The organism is Natronomonas marina, assembly GCF_024298905.1.
Taxonomy (GTDB): Archaea; Halobacteriota; Halobacteria; order Halobacteriales; family Haloarculaceae; genus Natronomonas; species Natronomonas marina.
Map to the genome: position 1 here is coordinate 2627074 of NZ_CP101154.1, position 16301 is coordinate 2643374.

Annotated in this window: 19 protein-coding genes; 7 read left to right on the forward strand and 12 right to left on the reverse strand. The window is 68.3% G+C overall.

What is annotated here, in order from left to right; translation table 11 throughout:
- Positions 1 to 150 precede the first annotated feature (150 nt).
- A complete protein-coding gene (locus NLF94_RS14110; RefSeq protein ID WP_254838265.1) occupies positions 151 to 753 on the reverse strand; it encodes a helix-turn-helix domain-containing protein in 603 nt (200 codons plus the stop codon).
- A gap of 165 nt (positions 754 to 918) precedes the next feature.
- Here NLF94_RS14110 and NLF94_RS14115 point away from each other — a divergent pair, with 165 nt between their 5' ends.
- Positions 919 to 2433, forward strand: a complete 1515-nt coding sequence (locus NLF94_RS14115) for an amidohydrolase family protein (RefSeq protein ID WP_254838266.1) — start codon at positions 919 to 921, stop codon at positions 2431 to 2433.
- 333 nt (positions 2434 to 2766) lie between these two features.
- Here NLF94_RS14115 and NLF94_RS14120 read toward each other — a convergent pair whose 3' ends face one another.
- The 6 genes from NLF94_RS14120 to NLF94_RS14145 all read right to left on the reverse strand — a co-directional run bounded on the left by NLF94_RS14120 (position 2767) and on the right by NLF94_RS14145 (position 7558).
- Entirely contained in the window at positions 2767 to 3891 is a 1125-nt protein-coding gene (locus tag NLF94_RS14120) for an ATP-NAD kinase family protein (protein ID WP_254838267.1), read from the reverse strand.
- A 283-nt stretch (positions 3892 to 4174) separates the two neighbouring features.
- Positions 4175 to 4861, reverse strand: coding sequence for a competence/damage-inducible protein A (locus tag NLF94_RS14125; RefSeq protein ID WP_254838268.1), 687 nt, complete (start codon positions 4859 to 4861; stop codon positions 4175 to 4177).
- A 60-nt stretch (positions 4862 to 4921) separates the two neighbouring features.
- Complete coding sequence (locus NLF94_RS14130; protein ID WP_254838269.1) at positions 4922 to 5761, reverse strand: DUF5803 family protein; 840 nt, start codon at positions 5759 to 5761, stop codon at positions 4922 to 4924.
- A 1-nt stretch (position 5762) separates the two neighbouring features.
- Positions 5763 to 6434, reverse strand: coding sequence for a DUF2110 family protein (locus NLF94_RS14135; RefSeq protein WP_254838270.1), 672 nt, complete (start codon positions 6432 to 6434; stop codon positions 5763 to 5765).
- Entirely contained in the window at positions 6434 to 6967 is a 534-nt protein-coding gene (gene tfe / locus NLF94_RS14140) for a transcription factor E (RefSeq protein ID WP_254838271.1), read from the reverse strand. The genes NLF94_RS14135 and tfe overlap by 1 nt, the downstream gene beginning before the upstream one ends.
- Positions 6968 to 7018: 51 nt before the next feature.
- Positions 7019 to 7558: a tRNA (cytidine(56)-2'-O)-methyltransferase gene (locus NLF94_RS14145; RefSeq protein ID WP_254838272.1), complete on the reverse strand. Its 540-nt coding sequence runs from the start codon at positions 7556 to 7558 to the stop codon at positions 7019 to 7021.
- 97 nt (positions 7559 to 7655) lie between these two features.
- Here NLF94_RS14145 and NLF94_RS14150 point away from each other — a divergent pair, with 97 nt between their 5' ends.
- On the forward strand, positions 7656 to 8591 hold the full coding sequence (locus tag NLF94_RS14150; protein ID WP_254838273.1) for an NAD-dependent epimerase/dehydratase family protein: 936 nt from the start codon (positions 7656 to 7658) through the stop codon (positions 8589 to 8591).
- Here the strand turns inward: NLF94_RS14150 and NLF94_RS14155 are convergent, their stop codons facing one another.
- Entirely contained in the window at positions 8592 to 8918 is a 327-nt protein-coding gene (locus NLF94_RS14155; RefSeq protein WP_254838274.1) for a BsuPI-related putative proteinase inhibitor, read from the reverse strand. It abuts the gene before it with no gap.
- Positions 8919 to 9053: 135 nt separating this feature from the next.
- Here NLF94_RS14155 and NLF94_RS14160 point away from each other — a divergent pair, with 135 nt between their 5' ends.
- The 5 genes from NLF94_RS14160 to NLF94_RS14180 all read left to right on the forward strand — a co-directional run bounded on the left by NLF94_RS14160 (position 9054) and on the right by NLF94_RS14180 (position 13285).
- Entirely contained in the window at positions 9054 to 9821 is a 768-nt protein-coding gene (locus NLF94_RS14160) for a DUF2797 domain-containing protein (RefSeq protein ID WP_254838275.1), read from the forward strand.
- Positions 9822 to 9860: 39 nt separating this feature from the next.
- Positions 9861 to 10862 (forward strand): DUF7490 domain-containing protein, encoded by a 1002-nt coding sequence (locus NLF94_RS14165; RefSeq protein ID WP_254838276.1) that lies wholly within the window; start codon positions 9861 to 9863, stop codon positions 10860 to 10862.
- Positions 10859 to 11158: a DUF8060 family membrane protein gene (locus NLF94_RS14170; protein ID WP_254838277.1), complete on the forward strand. Its 300-nt coding sequence runs from the start codon at positions 10859 to 10861 to the stop codon at positions 11156 to 11158. Before NLF94_RS14165 ends, NLF94_RS14170 begins: the two co-directional genes overlap by 4 nt.
- Before the next feature lie 50 nt (positions 11159 to 11208).
- Positions 11209 to 11640, forward strand: a complete 432-nt coding sequence (locus tag NLF94_RS14175; RefSeq protein WP_254838278.1) for a hypothetical protein — start codon at positions 11209 to 11211, stop codon at positions 11638 to 11640.
- A gap of 73 nt (positions 11641 to 11713) precedes the next feature.
- Positions 11714 to 13285: a bacterio-opsin activator domain-containing protein gene (locus NLF94_RS14180; protein ID WP_254838279.1), complete on the forward strand. Its 1572-nt coding sequence runs from the start codon at positions 11714 to 11716 to the stop codon at positions 13283 to 13285.
- A 15-nt stretch (positions 13286 to 13300) separates the two neighbouring features.
- Here NLF94_RS14180 and NLF94_RS14185 read toward each other — a convergent pair whose 3' ends face one another.
- The 4 genes from NLF94_RS14185 to NLF94_RS14200 all read right to left on the reverse strand — a co-directional run bounded on the left by NLF94_RS14185 (position 13301) and on the right by NLF94_RS14200 (position 16284).
- The gene (locus NLF94_RS14185) at positions 13301 to 13516 is read right to left on the reverse strand and encodes a DUF6199 family natural product biosynthesis protein (RefSeq protein ID WP_254838280.1); all 216 of its coding nucleotides are present in this window, start codon (positions 13514 to 13516) and stop codon (positions 13301 to 13303) included.
- A 367-nt stretch (positions 13517 to 13883) separates the two neighbouring features.
- Positions 13884 to 15032 carry a pyridoxal phosphate-dependent aminotransferase gene (locus NLF94_RS14190; protein WP_350355829.1) on the reverse strand — a complete coding sequence of 383 codons (1149 nt, stop codon included), beginning with the start codon at positions 15030 to 15032 and terminating at the stop codon, positions 13884 to 13886.
- Entirely contained in the window at positions 15029 to 15442 is a 414-nt protein-coding gene (gene ribH, locus NLF94_RS14195; RefSeq protein WP_254838281.1) for a 6,7-dimethyl-8-ribityllumazine synthase, read from the reverse strand. Before ribH ends, NLF94_RS14190 begins: the two co-directional genes overlap by 4 nt.
- Before the next feature lie 107 nt (positions 15443 to 15549).
- Positions 15550 to 16284 carry a GNAT family N-acetyltransferase gene (locus tag NLF94_RS14200; RefSeq protein ID WP_254838282.1) on the reverse strand — a complete coding sequence of 245 codons (735 nt, stop codon included), beginning with the start codon at positions 16282 to 16284 and terminating at the stop codon, positions 15550 to 15552.
- Positions 16285 to 16301 lie beyond the last annotated feature (17 nt).

Genomic DNA, 16301 nt, shown 5'->3' on the forward strand with positions numbered 1-16301 from the left:
TTCGGACGCCCCCTCGGCGGATTTCGAGTCCGAACGTCGAATCGGTCGATATAGGGGATACACATACCAGTGTACAACTCAATCTAGTGCTTCATCAACGAAAAACCGATAGATCCTCTATATAGAAAATATGTCACAAGCATCTAAAAGTCACGACTGAAGTTCTACGAGCGCCTTGATAAGTTTCACTTCCGCTTTCTGGAGGTGTTCACTGACCGTGTTGGCCGCGCACCCAAGCTCTTCGGCTAATTCTGCGTGAGTTGTCTCTCGGGGATGCTGATAGTACCCGTGTTCGAACGCGGTAAAAACCGCCTCACGCTGCCGATTGCTCAGTTCAAAAAATGGGTCCGTCCGTTGCGACGGACGTGACCCAATGTTCTCGATTGTCACGTCGATAGTCCGTGGTGCGGCGTCAACCGCGGTTTGCAGTGCCGAAGCGTCTCCCACCACCTCACCTCTTGTTTCGAAGTCGCTGTACACGACTGGAGACCTGACGAGCAACCCCGCTCGCGCCGTCAACACGAGAAACGTCCTAAAGAACGGGAGTGCGTCGGGATTCGCCGTGACCAACACGTACCCCGAACCACCGGTAGAAGTGGGTGCCGCGACATCCTCGATTCCATCGGTGCCACGCGCTGCATCAACGAACACACTCGTGTCACCGTCAACGTCGTACAGAACAGTTGCTAGGTCCTCTGCTGCAAGATTCCAGTCAACGAGACGCAGTTGCGAGACCGCTGGCGACTCTGTCACCGTGGCGTAAAATGACGGAAGGACTGTGGGAGCCAGCGACGCTGAAACCTGAAGTCGAGTCAACGACATCGGCAGAGCGTACCTCTCATTTCACCAGCTCTGTTTAAAAATCCCATGACAATACTCGGCAGTAGGCTCACCGGACGACCCCTCTTACCTCCAATTATGACGCCAGATGCCGCTGAGTTGGGAGACAACACTGAGGTCGCGGTCAACGACGCGGATCTCGTAGTACACGACGCAGTGGTTGTGACTGTAGACGAAGATAACAGAATCTACCGGAACGGCACGGTTGTAGTCGAAGACGGTGTCCTCACCGACGTGCGAACGACACGAGACGGTGACCGAGACTGTGACGCCGACCGTGTCATCGACGGCAAGGGCACCCTCGTGATGCCGGGGCTCGTCAACGCACACACCCACCTGGAGCTGACGCCATTGCTCGGCGCGTTCAGTGACCTCGACCTATTGGAGATGATGAGCGGAATGACCGCCATTTTCGGTCACATCGCTGACGGCGAATACGACTACCTTACCGACGCGGGATACGAACTCGCCGCACTCAACTTCCTCGCAGGCGGTGTCACGACCGTCAACTCGATGGACGTACGTCCCAGCGGGGGCGCAGAGACGTTCGGCGAGGCTGGCCTCCGCGGATTCTTTGGGATGGCGCTCTCCGATCTCTTCTGGGACGTCCCGGTCGATAAGCAGTTCGAACGCGCCCGCGAGTTTATTGACGAGTACCACGGTGCGTACGGCGGCCGCATCCGGGCAACGATCAATCCCCATGATGACTGGTCGTGTACACGAGCGCTGTGGGAGCGTACTGCCGCCCTCGCTGACGAATATCCTGATCTACTCGTTCACACGCATCTGCTCGAACTGGAGGCGAGTAATACGATGGCGCGGTCAAATGGTGCCGAGGACTCGCTCGACCTGCTTGACGACATCGGTCTCCTTGACGATCGGCTGGTGGCCGCTCACTTCCGGCTGGCCAACAACGAGGATATCCAGCGAACTGCTGACGCGAACGCGTCGGTTGCACACTGCCCGTCGATTTTCGCGTACTGGAACACGGACGGCGACGTGCAGTGGACGCCTGTGCCGGAGCTTCGGGACGCGAGCGTCGATGTTGGGCTGGGCATCGACGACCATTACTGGCACGACTCCTACAGCCTGTTCGGCGAAGCACGGCAGGCCCGGCTCGCAGCTAATCTCAAACGGTCAACGGGGCAGTACCACTCAATGGAGCTGGTGCGGATGCTCACCATCGAAGGGGCAGCGGCACTCGGAATTGATGACGAGGTCGGGAGTCTCGAACCCGGGAAGTGCGCCGACGTCATCGTGCTTGACATCGAGAAGCCGAAGTTCATCCCCGTGACCAATATCCCGGCACAGATCGTCAACAACGCGGTACCCGCCGACGTGAAGACAGTCATCGTGGACGGTGACGTGCTGATGCGAGACGGTGATGTGAAAACAATGGATACCGACGCCGTGCGTGAGCAGGTCGAATCTGCCGTTGAGCGTTTCGAGTCGGAGACGGACTGGGAACTCGGGGTCGGCGGGAGTGACCCGCCGAGTAAGTTGAATGTTGCCCACGACCTGCCGAAGCGCGGCCCCAGTCAGTTGCTCGGACGGCTCGCGTTCCAGTCGGCTAAGGATCAATTCCCATTCTGAGAGGGTGTCATAGAACTGCCTCAGGAGATGTGCGTACCGGTGACATTCGGCGGCCAGCGGTATCTAGACGCCGAAGACGTGATTCACCTCATCAGATTCTCCGACAGTCCGCTGGATTGCTAAGTACGCAAGCCCATTCTCGCAGCCGATTCGGATACGGACAACCGAAATTATTCCGCGAGCATACCGCGACGAGCGAAGCGAGTCGCGGTTTCGCCGGCGGCGAACGCAGTGAGCCGCCGGGGGATTTTTCCCCAAGTTTTTACGAGGAGTGGTTCCCGCAGCGCGACCCGCAGGGTCGCGCGAGGAAACCCGACGAAGTAAAAAGTGGGTTTAGACGACCTTCAGCAGCCGTCGCTCGAACTTCCCGACCCGGACGCGCTGCCAGCCCCGCAACCGCTCGTCGAGCCGGGGGTCGCCGGTGTCCACCCGGAGGACGCCGATGTCGTCGAGTTTCTGTTTCGAGGCGATGACCTCGATTTCCGAACGACGGATGACCGCGGGCGAAATCTGGTCGTTGCCGCGGCCGAAGATGAACCCCTGGCCGCCGATGGGCGAGACGACGACGACGTTGCGCTCGCCGAGGTGGTCGAGGATGTCGGACTCGCTGGCGTCGGCGGCGACGACGTCGCCGTCCCGCCAGACGTCGACCCCGAGCGGCGAGCCGTTGAAGCCGAGTTCGGTCTTGACGGCGTCGACCGTCGACCCCGGGCCGAGGACGTAGGTGGCTCCGCCGGAGCCGGCGGCGTCCCGGCCCGCCCGCGAGGACGGCGTCGTCCGAACCTCGTCGTCGAGGATGTCCCCGGCGACGGCCTCGGCCAGCGCCTCGACGGTGCCGCCGCCGATCTGTTTCGAGGACTGGATTTCGTCGCCGACGGGCACCTCCGCAAGCGCCTTCAGTTCGGTCGTCACGTCGCCGCCGCGGTAGGCGTCCTCGTCGATGTCGTTGACCTCGCGGGTCTCGGTTCGGTCGAAGGTGGCGGCGATGCGGCCGGCGGCCCGCGGGGTGACCGCGAACACCGACGAGTAGACCTTCACGCCGCCGGGGACGCCGAGTATCGGTACCTCGGTGCCGGCGTCGGCCAGCGTCTCGGCGACGTCGACGGCGGTACCGTCGCCGCCGACGAAAAGCAGGAGGTCGATGTCGGCCTCGAGGAGTCGCCGGACGGCCTCGCGGGTGTCGGCGGCGCTGGTCTCCTCGCCGTCGGGGTGGCCGACGACGGTCGGCGAGAAGCCGGCAGCGACGGCCTCGTCTTCGCCCATCTCGCCGCCGTAAGTGTAGAGGTCGACCTCGGTGGGCTGTTCCCCGAGGTGTTCCAGCGCCGCACGGGCCCGCGAGGGCGAGCGGGGGTCGGCGCCGCGCCGGCGTGCCTCCTCGACCTTGTTGTCGGTGCCCTTCAGCCCGACCCGGCCCCCCATGCCGGCGATGGGGTTGACGACCAGCCCGATTCGTCGCATACCGGACCACGGGTCGCCGCGGGCAAAAACGGCGCGGTCCGGGCGGCGGTCGCGAGGCGGCCAGCGGTCGCCTCGACGCGAACGGCGAGCGGAGCGAGCCACGCCCGCGAGCCGCCCCCGGCGGCGAAGGGAATCGATTAAGGTCCCTCCCGGGCAACCGCCGCGCATGTACTTCCCCCTGCAGGAGGGCGTCCAGACGGGCGTCGTCGCCGCCAGCGGCTGGGCCGTGCTGCTGTCGAGTCTCGCCATCACCGTCGGCTGGCTCTGGTACCTCTACCGGTAGCTAGGCCACCTCGACGTTGGCGCGGAGCCACTCCGTGGCCGCCTCCAGTTCCGTCTCGTCGGTGGCCTGTAGCTTCACCCGGACGTCGTCGCCGGGGTAGCTCCCGACGATGACGTCGAAGCGTTCCTGCAGTTCCGCAAAGCGGTCGACGAGCGCGCTCTCCGGTTCGTCGACGACGAGGAAGTCAACGTGGCGCTCCTCGCCCTCGAACTCCCCGGCGACGGCCTCGAACATCGCCTTCATCTCGGCGGGGACCCCCGGGAGGACGTAGACGTTCTCGACGACACAGCCGGGGGCGACCCCTTCGACGTTGTGGAGCGGGCGAGCGCCGGCCGGGATGTCGGCGGTCCCTGCCGCGAGGTCCTCGCGGGCGTAGCCGCCCTCGCTCGCCAGCCGTTCGAGGACCGCCTCGCTGGGTTCGAGCGTCCGGCCGACGGCCGCGGCGACGCCCTCCATCGTCAGGTCGTCGTGGGTCGGGCCGAGACCGCCGGTGGTCACGACGGCATCGTAGGCGGCGCGGTACTCGTTGACGGTGCGGGCGATGTCGGCCACGCGGTCGGGGACGACGGTGACCCGCTCGACGTTCACGCCGCGCTCGGCGAGCCGTTCGCCGAGCCACGCGGCGTTCGTGTTGACGGTGTCGCCGGCCAGCAACTCGTCGCCGACGCACACCAGCGCGACGTCCATGGAGGAAGGTGGGACCGCAAGCGCCTAAACCGCACGGGTCCGCCCGGCGAGTACCCCAGGTCAGCCCATCCCGGGCGGCGGGTCGCGGCCGTCGTCCTCGTAGTCGACGTCGATGCCTTCAGTCTGGCGGCGCTTCTTGGCCTGCTGGACCTGCAGGTAGTAGTAGCCCGTCCCGACGAGGCCGACGAGCAGTGCGACCGCCGCGAGCCCGCCGAACAGCCAGACGTCCCGGTTCAGGTACCACCGGACGACGAGCACCGACGTGTCGAGTTCCTCCCAGGTGAGGTGGACCCGGTCGCCGACCGTCTCGCGGCCGTCGTTCGGCGGCCGGACCTGCGACAGGAGCGGGAGCGAGGCGTCGGTGTTCGGCGGCAACACGAGTTCGAAGCTCCCGTTGACGGGCGGCCGGATGGCGAGTTCCTTGCCGCTCTTCGAGACGGTGAAGGCGAGTTGGCCCTCCTCGGCCGGCAGATCGATCTTCGTTCGTTTGTTGGTGGTGTTGACGGTGAGCGTGTCGACGGAGTCGTTCTCCCCGTTCGGATACACCCGCCTGGGACCCGTCGCGTTCCTCTCGTAGCGGACGACCGTCCCGTTGGGGAATCTCGATTCGTTGGCGTACCGGAACTGGAGCGCGCGTATCGCCAGCGGCTGCTCGACGGTGAGGGAGTCGGTGGTGTAGAGTGCGATCGATTCGTTGCTGTCGGCCTTCGAGACGTTGTAGACCGCGGTGTAGTTGTTCTCGTTGACGACGATGTAGGCGTCCCGGTCGGTGTCGAACTCGTAGGTGGCGTCCTGCGAGAGGTCCGACGGGCTCGCGGCGTCGCCGCCGAACGGCGTCACGCACCCGGCCAGCCCGACCAACACGAGGAAGGCGGCCGCGGCGAGGAGGCGTCGGTTCATCTCAGGGAACGACCGCGAGCAGTTCCGACCGGAGGTGTGGGCCGACGTCCGCCAGCAGTCCCGGTGCGTCGGTGCCCTCCCGACAGACGATGCTCTGCTCCAGCAGGCCGAGCCGCTCGACGGTGACGATGTCCTCGGCGTGGCCGGCCCGGTTGACCGTCGCCCTGACCTCCGCCCGCGTCGCGCTGTTTACGTTGACCCGGTCGGTGCCACGGGTCCACTCGTAGAGGCGGTCCCGCTCGTCGTCGGCGAGTCGGGCGGGGCCGTCCTCCGCTTCGACGAACCGCAACGGGACGTGCTGGACGAGGCCGAACCGCTTGCGCACCTGGGCGGGCGAGCCCTGCCCGAGGCCGAGTTCCTCGGCCGGCACCCGGACCTCCTCGCCGGCGTCCAGGACGAACCCCTCGTCGTCCCACGACTCCAGCGTCCCAACGTGGGTCTCGCCGGTCTCGCGGTGGGGCGTGATCGCGCCCCACTCCGCCGCGAGTAGGTTCCGGGCGACGGTGGCATCCTCGCCGGTGACGGTGACCGAGGGAAACTCGTCGTCGCGGAGGCCGAGCGTGAACTCGACGTCGAGGTCGGCCAGGTCGTTGGCGACGAGCGACTCCAGGGAGTCCAGCGCCCGCCGGCGGGCCTCGCCCTCGACGTAGACCTTCGTGGCGAGGACGACCATCAGGCTTCCACGCGTTCGTCGTCGACGTTCAGTTCGTCTCGCAGTTCCTCGATGCGGGCGTCCATCGCGCTGACGAGCCGCTGGTTGTCCATCGTCTCGAGTTGGGCGCCACACTGGGGACACTCGAAGCCGAACTCCATGGCCTCGCCGAACTCGAAGCGGAGCTGGCACTGCCCACAGAGGTAGAACTCGTTGTCCCGCTCGTAGGCGCGACGCTCCTCCAGCGCCTCGAGCAGGCGGTGCATCTCCTCTTCGAGCTGTTCGGGGACGTTCTCGTACTCGAAGGTCCACAGGTACGTGAGCCACCCCGAGTCCTCGTCCCGGAGCCGGCGGTACGAGGCCAGGTCGTTCTCGTAGAGGATGAACAGCGCCCGGCGGACGTCGTTGAGCTCGAGCCCGAGCTCCTCCGCGAGCTCCTCGTCGGTGACCTCGCCGTCCGGCGGCGCGGCGGCGACGGGCATCCCCGTCGGACCGACGAGCTCGTGGAGGTACTTCTGAATCACGGGGTCGTTCAGCAGTTCCTCAAAAGCCATTGGGTGTAGTTCGGCCGCGCAGTCCCTTTAAATCTCCGTTCGCGGCCGCCGCTACTCGTCGACGGGCTCGACCAGTTTGCCCGTCGCCTTCGGGACGACCCGGTGGCTCGCGTCGGTCCACTCGCGGTCGAGTTCCCGGCCCTCGAAGAGCCGGTCGAGGAAGACCGCGAGGCCGGCCACCTCCGAGTGGGGCTGGTTGGTCACGCCGACGTTGAAGTCGGCCGCCTCGTAGACGTCGAAGGGTACCTTCTCGGACCCGACGACGACGACCAGCGGTCCCGTCTCGTGGGCCGCCCGAACCTCGCCTTCGACCTCCTGGAGCGGCAGCCCGTACATCGTCAGATGGACGACGCTACCCTCCCACTCCCGGAGAAGCCGCCGGTGGCCGTCCGTCACCTCGACCGCGAAGGGGCCGCCGAAGCGGTCGACCACCTCCTCGACGGTCGCCTTCGGGTCGGAGGCCTCACCCGCGATGACGACCCGGTCGGCGCCGAGTGCGCGCGCGGTGAGCCCCACATGGGTGGTCATCCGGTTGTCCCGCCCGGGCCGGTGCCCGAGACGGAGGACGACCACCTCGTGTTCTCCCTGCATGCGAGGTCCTTCTCGGGGAACGCGTTAGGGGGTTTCGATGCCGCGCCGGACGCAGCGCTTCGAAACCGACTTGTCGGTGTCCCCCGATCGGCCGACAATGGAACTCTCCGAGAAGCGCATCTGCGTCACGGGCGGCGGCGGCTTCGTCGGCTCGCACCTCGCGGACCGCCTCGTCGCCGACAACGACGTCGTCGTCGTCGACCGCTTCGGGAACGGCCGCCGCGAGTGGGTGCCCGGCGAGGCCGAGGTCGTCGAGGGCGACCTGCGAAACGAGGACGTGGTCGCCGAGGCCATCGACGACGAGACGGACGCCGTCTTTCACTTCGCGGCCGACAAGGCCGTCAACACCGACGACCCGACCGGCCAGTTCCGGCTGAACACCGAGATGACGGCCAACGTCGCCGCGCGGATGGACGAGGTCGGCTGTGAGAACGTCGCCTTCACCTCCTCGTCGACGGTGTACGGCGAGGCGCCGCGGCCGACCCCGGAGGACTACGCGCCGCTGGAGCCCATCAGCACCTACGCCGCCGCCAAACTGGCCGAGGAGTCGCTCCTGTCGGTGTACGCCCACAGCCACGACTTCACCGTCTGGACGTTCCGGTTCGCCAACATCGTCGGCCCCCGGCTCCAGCTCGGCGCCGTCGTCCCCGACTTCATCGACAAGCTACGGGACGACCCCACCGAACTGGAAATCCTCGGTGACGGCCGCCAGGAGAAGTCCTACATGCACATCTCCGAGTGCGTCGAGGCGATGTGTCACGTCGTCGAGCACGCCGACGCCCCGGTCAACACCTACAACCTCGGCACCCGGACGACGACGTCGGTGCGGACCATCGCCGACATCGTCGCCGACGAGATGGGGCTGGACCCCGAGTACAGTTTCACCGGCGGGGACCGCGGCTGGACCGGCGACGTCCCCCGGATGCGCCTCTCCATCGAGAAACTCGCGGGTCTCGGCTTCGAGCCCGACGACTCCTCCGACGAGGCGGTCCGGCGGGCGACCCGCGAACTGTTAGAGGCCGACCTCCGGTAGTCACACGGAGAAGGGCGTCCGCGCGGTAATCTCGTGGTCGACGACCCGAAGCGTCGCCTCGGCGGTGTAGTCGCCCGGCGCGGGGTCGGGCCACGTCTCCTCGAAGGCGGCCGACTCGCCCGGCTGGAGTTCCGCGCTCGTGAGCGCCTGTGCGAACATCCGGCCGTCGCTGTAGCGCCAGACCTCCTCGTCGCCCTCGAAGACGGCGAAGTCGGCCTTGCAGGCGTCCCGAAAGGTGAGTTCGACGATACGGTCGCCGCCGTTTTCGACGGTGAAACTGAAGGAGACGCCGTCGCCGACGGTCACCCCGAGCGACGCATCGAGCATGCCGCCGCTTGGCGCGCCTCCCCCAAAGAACTATCTCAGCGTCCGAGCGCCGCGAGTCCCCGCCTGCAAGCTGCCGTCGATCGGTACCCACCCGCGACGGGAACGCCTAAACCGACGAGCGGCCTACATCCCCTCGTGCAGGTCGTCGGCTACGACACGGGCGAGGGCGGCGGTCGGGAGGCTGCACTCCGGGTCGCCGCCGACGGCGTCGTCGAGCGCGAGCCGCTGTCGACGGGGCGACGGCTCGCGTACACGCTCGGCGAGCGCCGGTGTGCGGGCACGTTCGACGGCGACGATCACGTCGCCTGCGAGAACCCGACGGCGCCGTACTGTGCGGCCCACGACTCGACGTGGGTCTGTGCGAAGTGCACCGGGACCTGTCTGAAAGCCGAGATGGACTGTCACACCGAGCACGCGGTGTACCTGGCGGCCTTCGCGCCGTCGACGTTCAAGGTCGGTGTGACGAAGCGCCCGCGACTCGAAACCCGGCTCCGCGAGCAGGGCGCCGACAGGGGCGCGCACCTCTACACCGTCGCCAACGGCCGAATTGCCCGAGAAATCGAGTCCGAACTGGCCGCCGACGTTCCCGTGCCCGACGCCGTCCGCGTGGCGACGAAGATAGACGGGATGGGGCGGTCCGTCGACGGGGACGCCTGGGAGCGCCTGCTGGCGGCGTTCGACGTCCGCCAGCGGTTCGACCTCGAGTACGGACTGGACCTCGATTCCGCGCCGGTGGCCGAGACGCTCGCCTCGGGTACCGTCCGGGGGACCAAGGGTCGGGTGCTCGTCCTCGAACGGACCGGCGGCGTCTTCGCAGTCGACATGCGCGACCTCCTCGGGTACGAACTCCGGGAGGGGACCTCCTCGCGGGAGGTCCAGTCGAGCCTCGGTACCTTCGGCTGAGGGGGAAAGCACTTACCGGGGGCCGTGGCACGTTCTGGCATGCGACCCGAAGCCCTCCTCGGAGCCGCGGCGGCGGCCGCCGTCCTGGTCGCCGTCGCGCTCGCGGCCTTCGTGCCGGGGTTCGTCAGCGCTCCGGCCCCCGACGCGGACGAACCGCCAGCCAGGTTCGACGTCGCCGAGATGACCCTCGCCGCGGGCGAGGTGACCGGCGAGACGGCGACCCTGGAGACGACCGTCTACCTCCGGCACCGCGGCGGTGCGGCCGACAACGTCAGCGTCGTCGCCCGCGCGACCGACCGCGAGAGCGGTCTGGTCGTGAACACGACGCGGCGCGACCTGGGGACCGTCGACGACGAGGGCGAACGCGAGGTCCCGCTGGCCGTGACCGTTCCCCGCGAGGGCGGCTACGAGGTGACGACGCTGCTGTACGTCGACGGCGAGCGCGTCGACAGGGCGAGCGCACGCGTCAGCGGCGTCGGCGCGTTGACGCCGCCGTACGCCCGGTCGTCGGTCCGGTTCCACGAGTTTGCCAGCCAGCCCTCCGTGGAGTACCGCGTCGAGTCCGTCGCGGACGACGCCGCGACGCTGAACGTCACCAGTTACCTGACGAACGGCGGCGACGACCCCGAGTCGGGACTGAAACTCGTCGTCACCGCCCGACAGGCCGACTCGAACGTCGTCGCCGCCCGGAGCGACGCCCGCCTCGGAGGTCTGGAACCCGGACGGACGGCGACCCCGGACGTCCGCCTGACGGTCCCTGACGGCTACAACTACTACCTCGACGTGACCCTGTGGCGCGACGGCGTCGTCCTCGAGTCGACGCGGACGGTCGCCAACCTCGACCCCCAGGAGACGCTGTCGGTCAACGAGACGCGGCGCGAGGTCGCCTTCGAGGCCAGCGACTTCGAGACCGGCGGTGGCGGCGGACCACCGCAGCCGACGGAGGCCGACACCGGGGGCGGCGCACCGGGCTTCGGTCCCGCCGCCGTCGTCGTCGCCCTCGTGGCCGGACTGTTGGCGACGCGGAGGTGGTCGGCGTGAGCGACGGCGTCGAGGAGCGCGAGGTGCCGGACGCCGAGTCCGACCCGGACGGCACCGACGGGGGCGGCGGCTCGCGGGTCGACGCCGAGGGGATCGTCCCCTACGTCCGGTGGGGGGCGCTGCTCGCGCTGGGCGTCCTCGCGGTCGTCGCGGCGGCGGGTCTCTACGGGAGCCTCTCGTCGATCATCAGCGTCTGGATCGGCGAACGCTACCGGCCCATCGCCCGCGCGGTGTTCAACTTCGGGGTGCTCTGCGTCGCTGCCGCCGGGATGGCCGTCCTGCTGCGGCGGCGGTAGCCGGCAGCGAGACCTGCAGACTTTTCTGCCGGGAGCCGAAACGGTGGTGCATGACGGACGACGAAGACGCGTCAGAGGATGTCAGCACGGAAGAAAGCGAGGAGAGCGGCGAGGAGAAGTCCTTCCGCGAGCGGGTCGAGGAGATCCGACAGCAGCGCGCCGACGAGCGCGAAGGCGAGGAGGGTGAGGGGCTGAGCCGCGAGGAGAAGATGGAGGAGATGATGGGCGGCGGCGGTCCCGGCGGCATGGGCGGTGGCCCTGGCGGCATGGGCGGCGGCGGTGGCAGCCCCTTCGCCCAGATGATGGGCGGTATGATGGGCGGCGGCGGCCCCGGCGGCGCCATGGGCGGCGGTCCCGGCGGTCCCGGCGGCCGCGGCGAGGAGGACAACGAGGAGCTCGTCCGCGAGGTCCGCAAGGTCCGCGACGAACTCCACGACATTCGCCGCGAGATCGAACGCGTCGCCGACGCCCTCGAGGACTGACCCCGCGAGTCGGTCACGTTCGCGTTCCAACCGTTTTTTCAGCCTGCGCGCACAGCCGGGCGTACGTTCCGATATGGGGGATCTGAAACCGGACACGCTGGCACGGGGGATTCTCGGCGCCAGTCCGGACCTGTGTTACGCCGTGGACCGCGAGGGGCGGCTGCTGTGGTGGAACGAGACGGTCGCCGAGACGACCGGCTACGACGAGTCGACCCTCGAGGGGCTGGAGGTCTTCGAGGTCCTGCCGCCGGACCAGCGCGAGGACGCACGCACCGCCTTCGAGCACGCAGGGTCGTTCCCGCCCGACGTGACGGTCACCTTCGACGTTCTCACGGCCGACGGCGAGTGTGTCCCCCACGAGTTCAACGGCGCGAAGCTCGACATCGACGGCCGGACCGTGATCGTCGGCATCGGGCGCGACGTCTCGGAGCGCCGCGAGCGCGAACGACGGCTCCGGCGGCGACGCGACGAACTCGAGCGGCTCAACCGGATCGGCCGAACCGTCCACGAGGTGGTTCAGGCGGTTACGGACGCCGCCACTCGCGCGGGCGTCGAGGAGGTGACCTGCGAGCGGCTGGCCGACTGCGAGCTGTACCAGTCCGTCTGGATCGGCCGCAACGACCACGCCGACGTCGTCGAACCGCGTGCCGGCGTCGGTACCAGCGAGGAGTTCCTCGACGTCGTCGAGCGCCTCAACGGGACCGACTGGAACCGGCCGGCCCGCGTCGCCGTCGAGACGGAGACCCCGCAGGTCGTCCAGGGTCTCTCGGACCTGCCGACGGCCGCGAGGGAGGCCGCCGAGCGGTTCGGTATCGCCTCCGGCATCGCGGTCCCGGTCGTTCACCGCGACCACGTCGAGGGCGTCCTCTGCATCTACTCCTCGCGGGACGACGCGTTCAGCGAGCGCGAACGGAAAGCACTCGGCCGGCTCGGCTCCGTCGTGGGCTTCGCTATCCACGCGACCCAGACCGAGCGGCTGTTGCTCTCGGAGTCGACCACGGAGCTTCGGTTCCGGGTGACGGCCCCCGATGGACTGCTCGCGCCCGTCTCCGAGCTGGCCGACGGGGCCTGCCACCACGAGTGGTCCACACCCACCGAGTCGGGGAACTACCGCCACTACGTGACCGTACCCGGGTCCGACTCGGAGGCCGTCCCCGACGGCCTCGCCGAGCGGTCGACGGTGGAGTCGGTCTCGCGGGTCGGGTCCGACGGCGACGACGACGTCTTCGAGGTGATAACGAACGAATCGCTCGTCCACCGGCTGCTGGACGCCGGAGCGGTCACGACGGACCTCGTGTCCGAGGACGGTGTCTCGACGGTCGTCGCGGAGGTTCCCGGCGAGGTACCGGTCCGACCGGTCGTCGAGGCGGCCGAGGAGAGCGACGACGCGGAGCTGGTCTCGAAGCGAACCCTCGACCGGACGGTCCGCACCGCCGAGGAGTTCCACGACCCGCTCGCCCGTCGGCTCACCGACCGCCAGCAGGCCGCGCTCAGACACGCCTACTTCGGCGGCTACTTTTCGTGGCCACGGGAGGCCACCGCCGAGGAACTCGCCGACGCCATGGACATCTCCTCGCCCACCCTGCACTACCACCTCCGGCAGGCCGAGGAGGCCCTCGTCGAGGCGTACCTCCAGCAGAAGTGACCGCCGGGGCGCTCCTCAGACGTCGAGGAAGACCAGAAGGCCGAACAGCGCGACGACGACCCCGGAGACCCGCGTGACAGTCACCTTCCAGTCGGCGGGTTCGACCTCCGACCACGACCGCTCGCTGCCGATGGCGTCGAGGCGCTCCTCGAACCGGGCGAAGCGGTACGGGCGGAGCGCGCTCCCGAGTCCGAACGCGAGCAGGAGCCCGCCGACCACGGGATTGACCATATTTCGACGACTTTTCGCTCGATAGTTATATCCTGTGGACGGGGCCTCGTTGCGGAGCGACGAAGCCGAGCCGGAGCGGTCGGATCCCGTTTCTAGGCCGCTAGAGAAACCGTTGATGCGAGTCGCGGACGGTAAATCGGGTGGAGGATCGTTCGACGGCGGTCGGGCGGTCGGTAACTCCCGTCCCGTCGGGCCCGCGAGGGCGAACGGAGCGAGCCACGACCGGGAATCCCGGTCGTGCCCGCCCCGGATTTCCTCCGGTGGGGATGCATCCGCCTCGTCTCGGCGGGCGTCGGTCCCGCCGACGGGGGAGGCGGCCGCGGGAGGGTCCCTGCGGCGCTTTGCGGCCTCGGCGGCCGGCACCGATTCAGAGGTAGCCGGCATCGGCGAGCCGTTCGACGCCCTCCTCGAGCCGTTCTTCGCTGGCCGCGTAGGAGAGTCGCGCGTAGCCGGGCGTCCCGAAGGCGCTGCCCGGCACCGTCGCGACGTGGGCCTCCTCGAGGGCGCCCTCGCACCATTCCTGATCGTCGCCCGCGACCGGCAGCATCATGTAGAAGGCGCCGTCCGGGACGGGGACGTCGACGCCGTACTCGGCGAAGCGGTCGACGAGCATGTCCCGGCGGTCCCGGAACGCGTCGCGCATCTCGGCGACGGCGCCGTTCGTTCCCTCCAGGGCCGCGACGCCGGCGTGCTGGACGAAGTTGGCCGCACACGACACCGAGTGCGAGTGCAGTTTGCCGGCCTGATCGACGAGCTGCTCCGGCGCCGCCAGGTAGCCCAGCCGCCAGCCCGTCATCGAGTAGGCCTTCGAGAAGCCGTTGATGGTGACCGTCCGGTCTCCCATGCCGTCCAGCGACCCCAGCGACGTCTGCTCGACGCCGTAGGTGATGGCGTCGTATATCTCGTCGGAGACGACCGTGACGTCGTGGTCGACCGCCAGGTCGCGGACGCCCGCCAGGGCCGCGTCCTCGAAGACGGCGCCGGAGGGGTTCGACGGCGAGTTGACGACGAGCAGGTCGGTGTCGTCGGAGACGAGTTCGCCCAGTTCGTCGACGGCGCCGGCTAGCTGGAAGTCGTGCGGCGACAGATCCAGCCGCGAGACGTCGGCACCGGCCAACTTCGCCATGGCCTCGTAGCTGACCCACGCCGGGTCGAGCAGCACCACCTCGTCGCCCTCCTGGACGAGCGCCTGGAACGTCTCGTAGAGGGCCTGCTTGGCGCCGGGCGTGACGATGATTTCGTCGGTAGTGTACTCGAGACCGTCGGCCGCGAGTTTCTCGGCGATGGCCGTCTTCAGTCGCGGGATGCCGTTCGAGGGCGTGTACCCGGTGTGGCCCTCGTCCATCGCGCGCTTGCCGGCCTCGACGACGTTCTCCGGCGTCGGGAAGTCCGGTTCGCCGACCGAGAGGTCGACGACGTCGACTCCCTCGGCCTCCAGGTCGGACGCCAGGTTGCTGATGGCGAGCGTCGCGCTCGGTTCGACACGTTCGACGCGGTCCGCGAATTCCATTGTCATTGTTGGAGTTCCTCTGCGAGTGAAATAGCGCTCTCGACGGCGGTGGCGCCGTACTCGACCCGCTCTTCGGCCTCGGCGGTGCTCATCCCCGGTCCCGTGACGCCGAAGGCGACCGGCGTGTCCCGCTCCAGCGACACGTCGGTCAGCCCCTGGGCGGCCGCGTCAGCGATGACCCGGTCGTGGTCCGTGTCGCCGGTGATGATGGCGCCGAGCACGGCGACGGCGTCGACGTCGTCGCGGCGGGCCAGCCGGTCGGCCGCCAGCGGTGCGTCGTAGGCGCCGGGTACCTCGAGGGTCTCGACGATTTCGGCGCCGGCCTCGCGTGCCGCCTCCCGCCCCCGGTCGGCCATCTCGTGGGTTATCGGCCGCTCCTTGTTGAACTGCGCGACCACCAGTCCGAGCGCTACCATGAGTCGGGGTGGGCGACGGCCGCTAAAAGAACTGCCGGAAGCGGGCGTCGGTGGGGCCGAGAACGGACGGACAACACGGACCGTGCGACACCCTCCGGCCGCGGCCCTCAGTCTTCGAGGACCACCGCCATCATCACCTCGTCGACGAACGCGCCGTCGATGCGGTAGTGGTCCCGGCGGATGGCCTCGGTGTTCCAGCCGTGATCCTCGAGGAACTCGATGCCGGCGGCGTTGGTCGCGGGGACGCTGTTGTACACCTTGTGGAAGCCGCGTGCCTCGGCCCACGACAGCGCCCGCTCCATGAGGCGGCTGCCGATGCCGTCGCTGCGGTACTCCTCGAGGACGCCGAGCGTGAGTTCGGCGTTGTGTGCCAGTTTCTCCAGGTGCGGTCGCTCGACGCCGCACCACGCGACCACCTCCTCGTCGATCGTGCCGACGAAGAACCGCCGGTGGTCGAGGTCCTCGCGCATCAGGGCGCTGTCGCCCGCGAGTTGCTTTGCGACGTCCTCGGCGACGATGTAGCGTTTCTCGTCTGCCACCTGCTTCATCACGCCGACGACGCCGGAGATATCACCCTGGCGAGCGGGCCGGATGGTGACCTCCGCGCCGTCGATGCGGTGGTGCTCGGCGCCCGCCGCGTCCACGGCCGACCGGAGACGGCCGTCGACCTCCTCGATGACGCCGTCGCGTTTCATCACCGCTACGAGCTGTCTGTACCGGTCGGGGTCGGTCAGAAGCTCCGCCTCGACGAGTTCGTCGTAGGTCGCGCCGCCCCGCTCGTCGACGAACTCGTAGAGTCGCCGTCGATCCCTGGTGTCGAACGTCGGTCGCTGTGCTGGCATAGTTCCGGTCCCCTTGG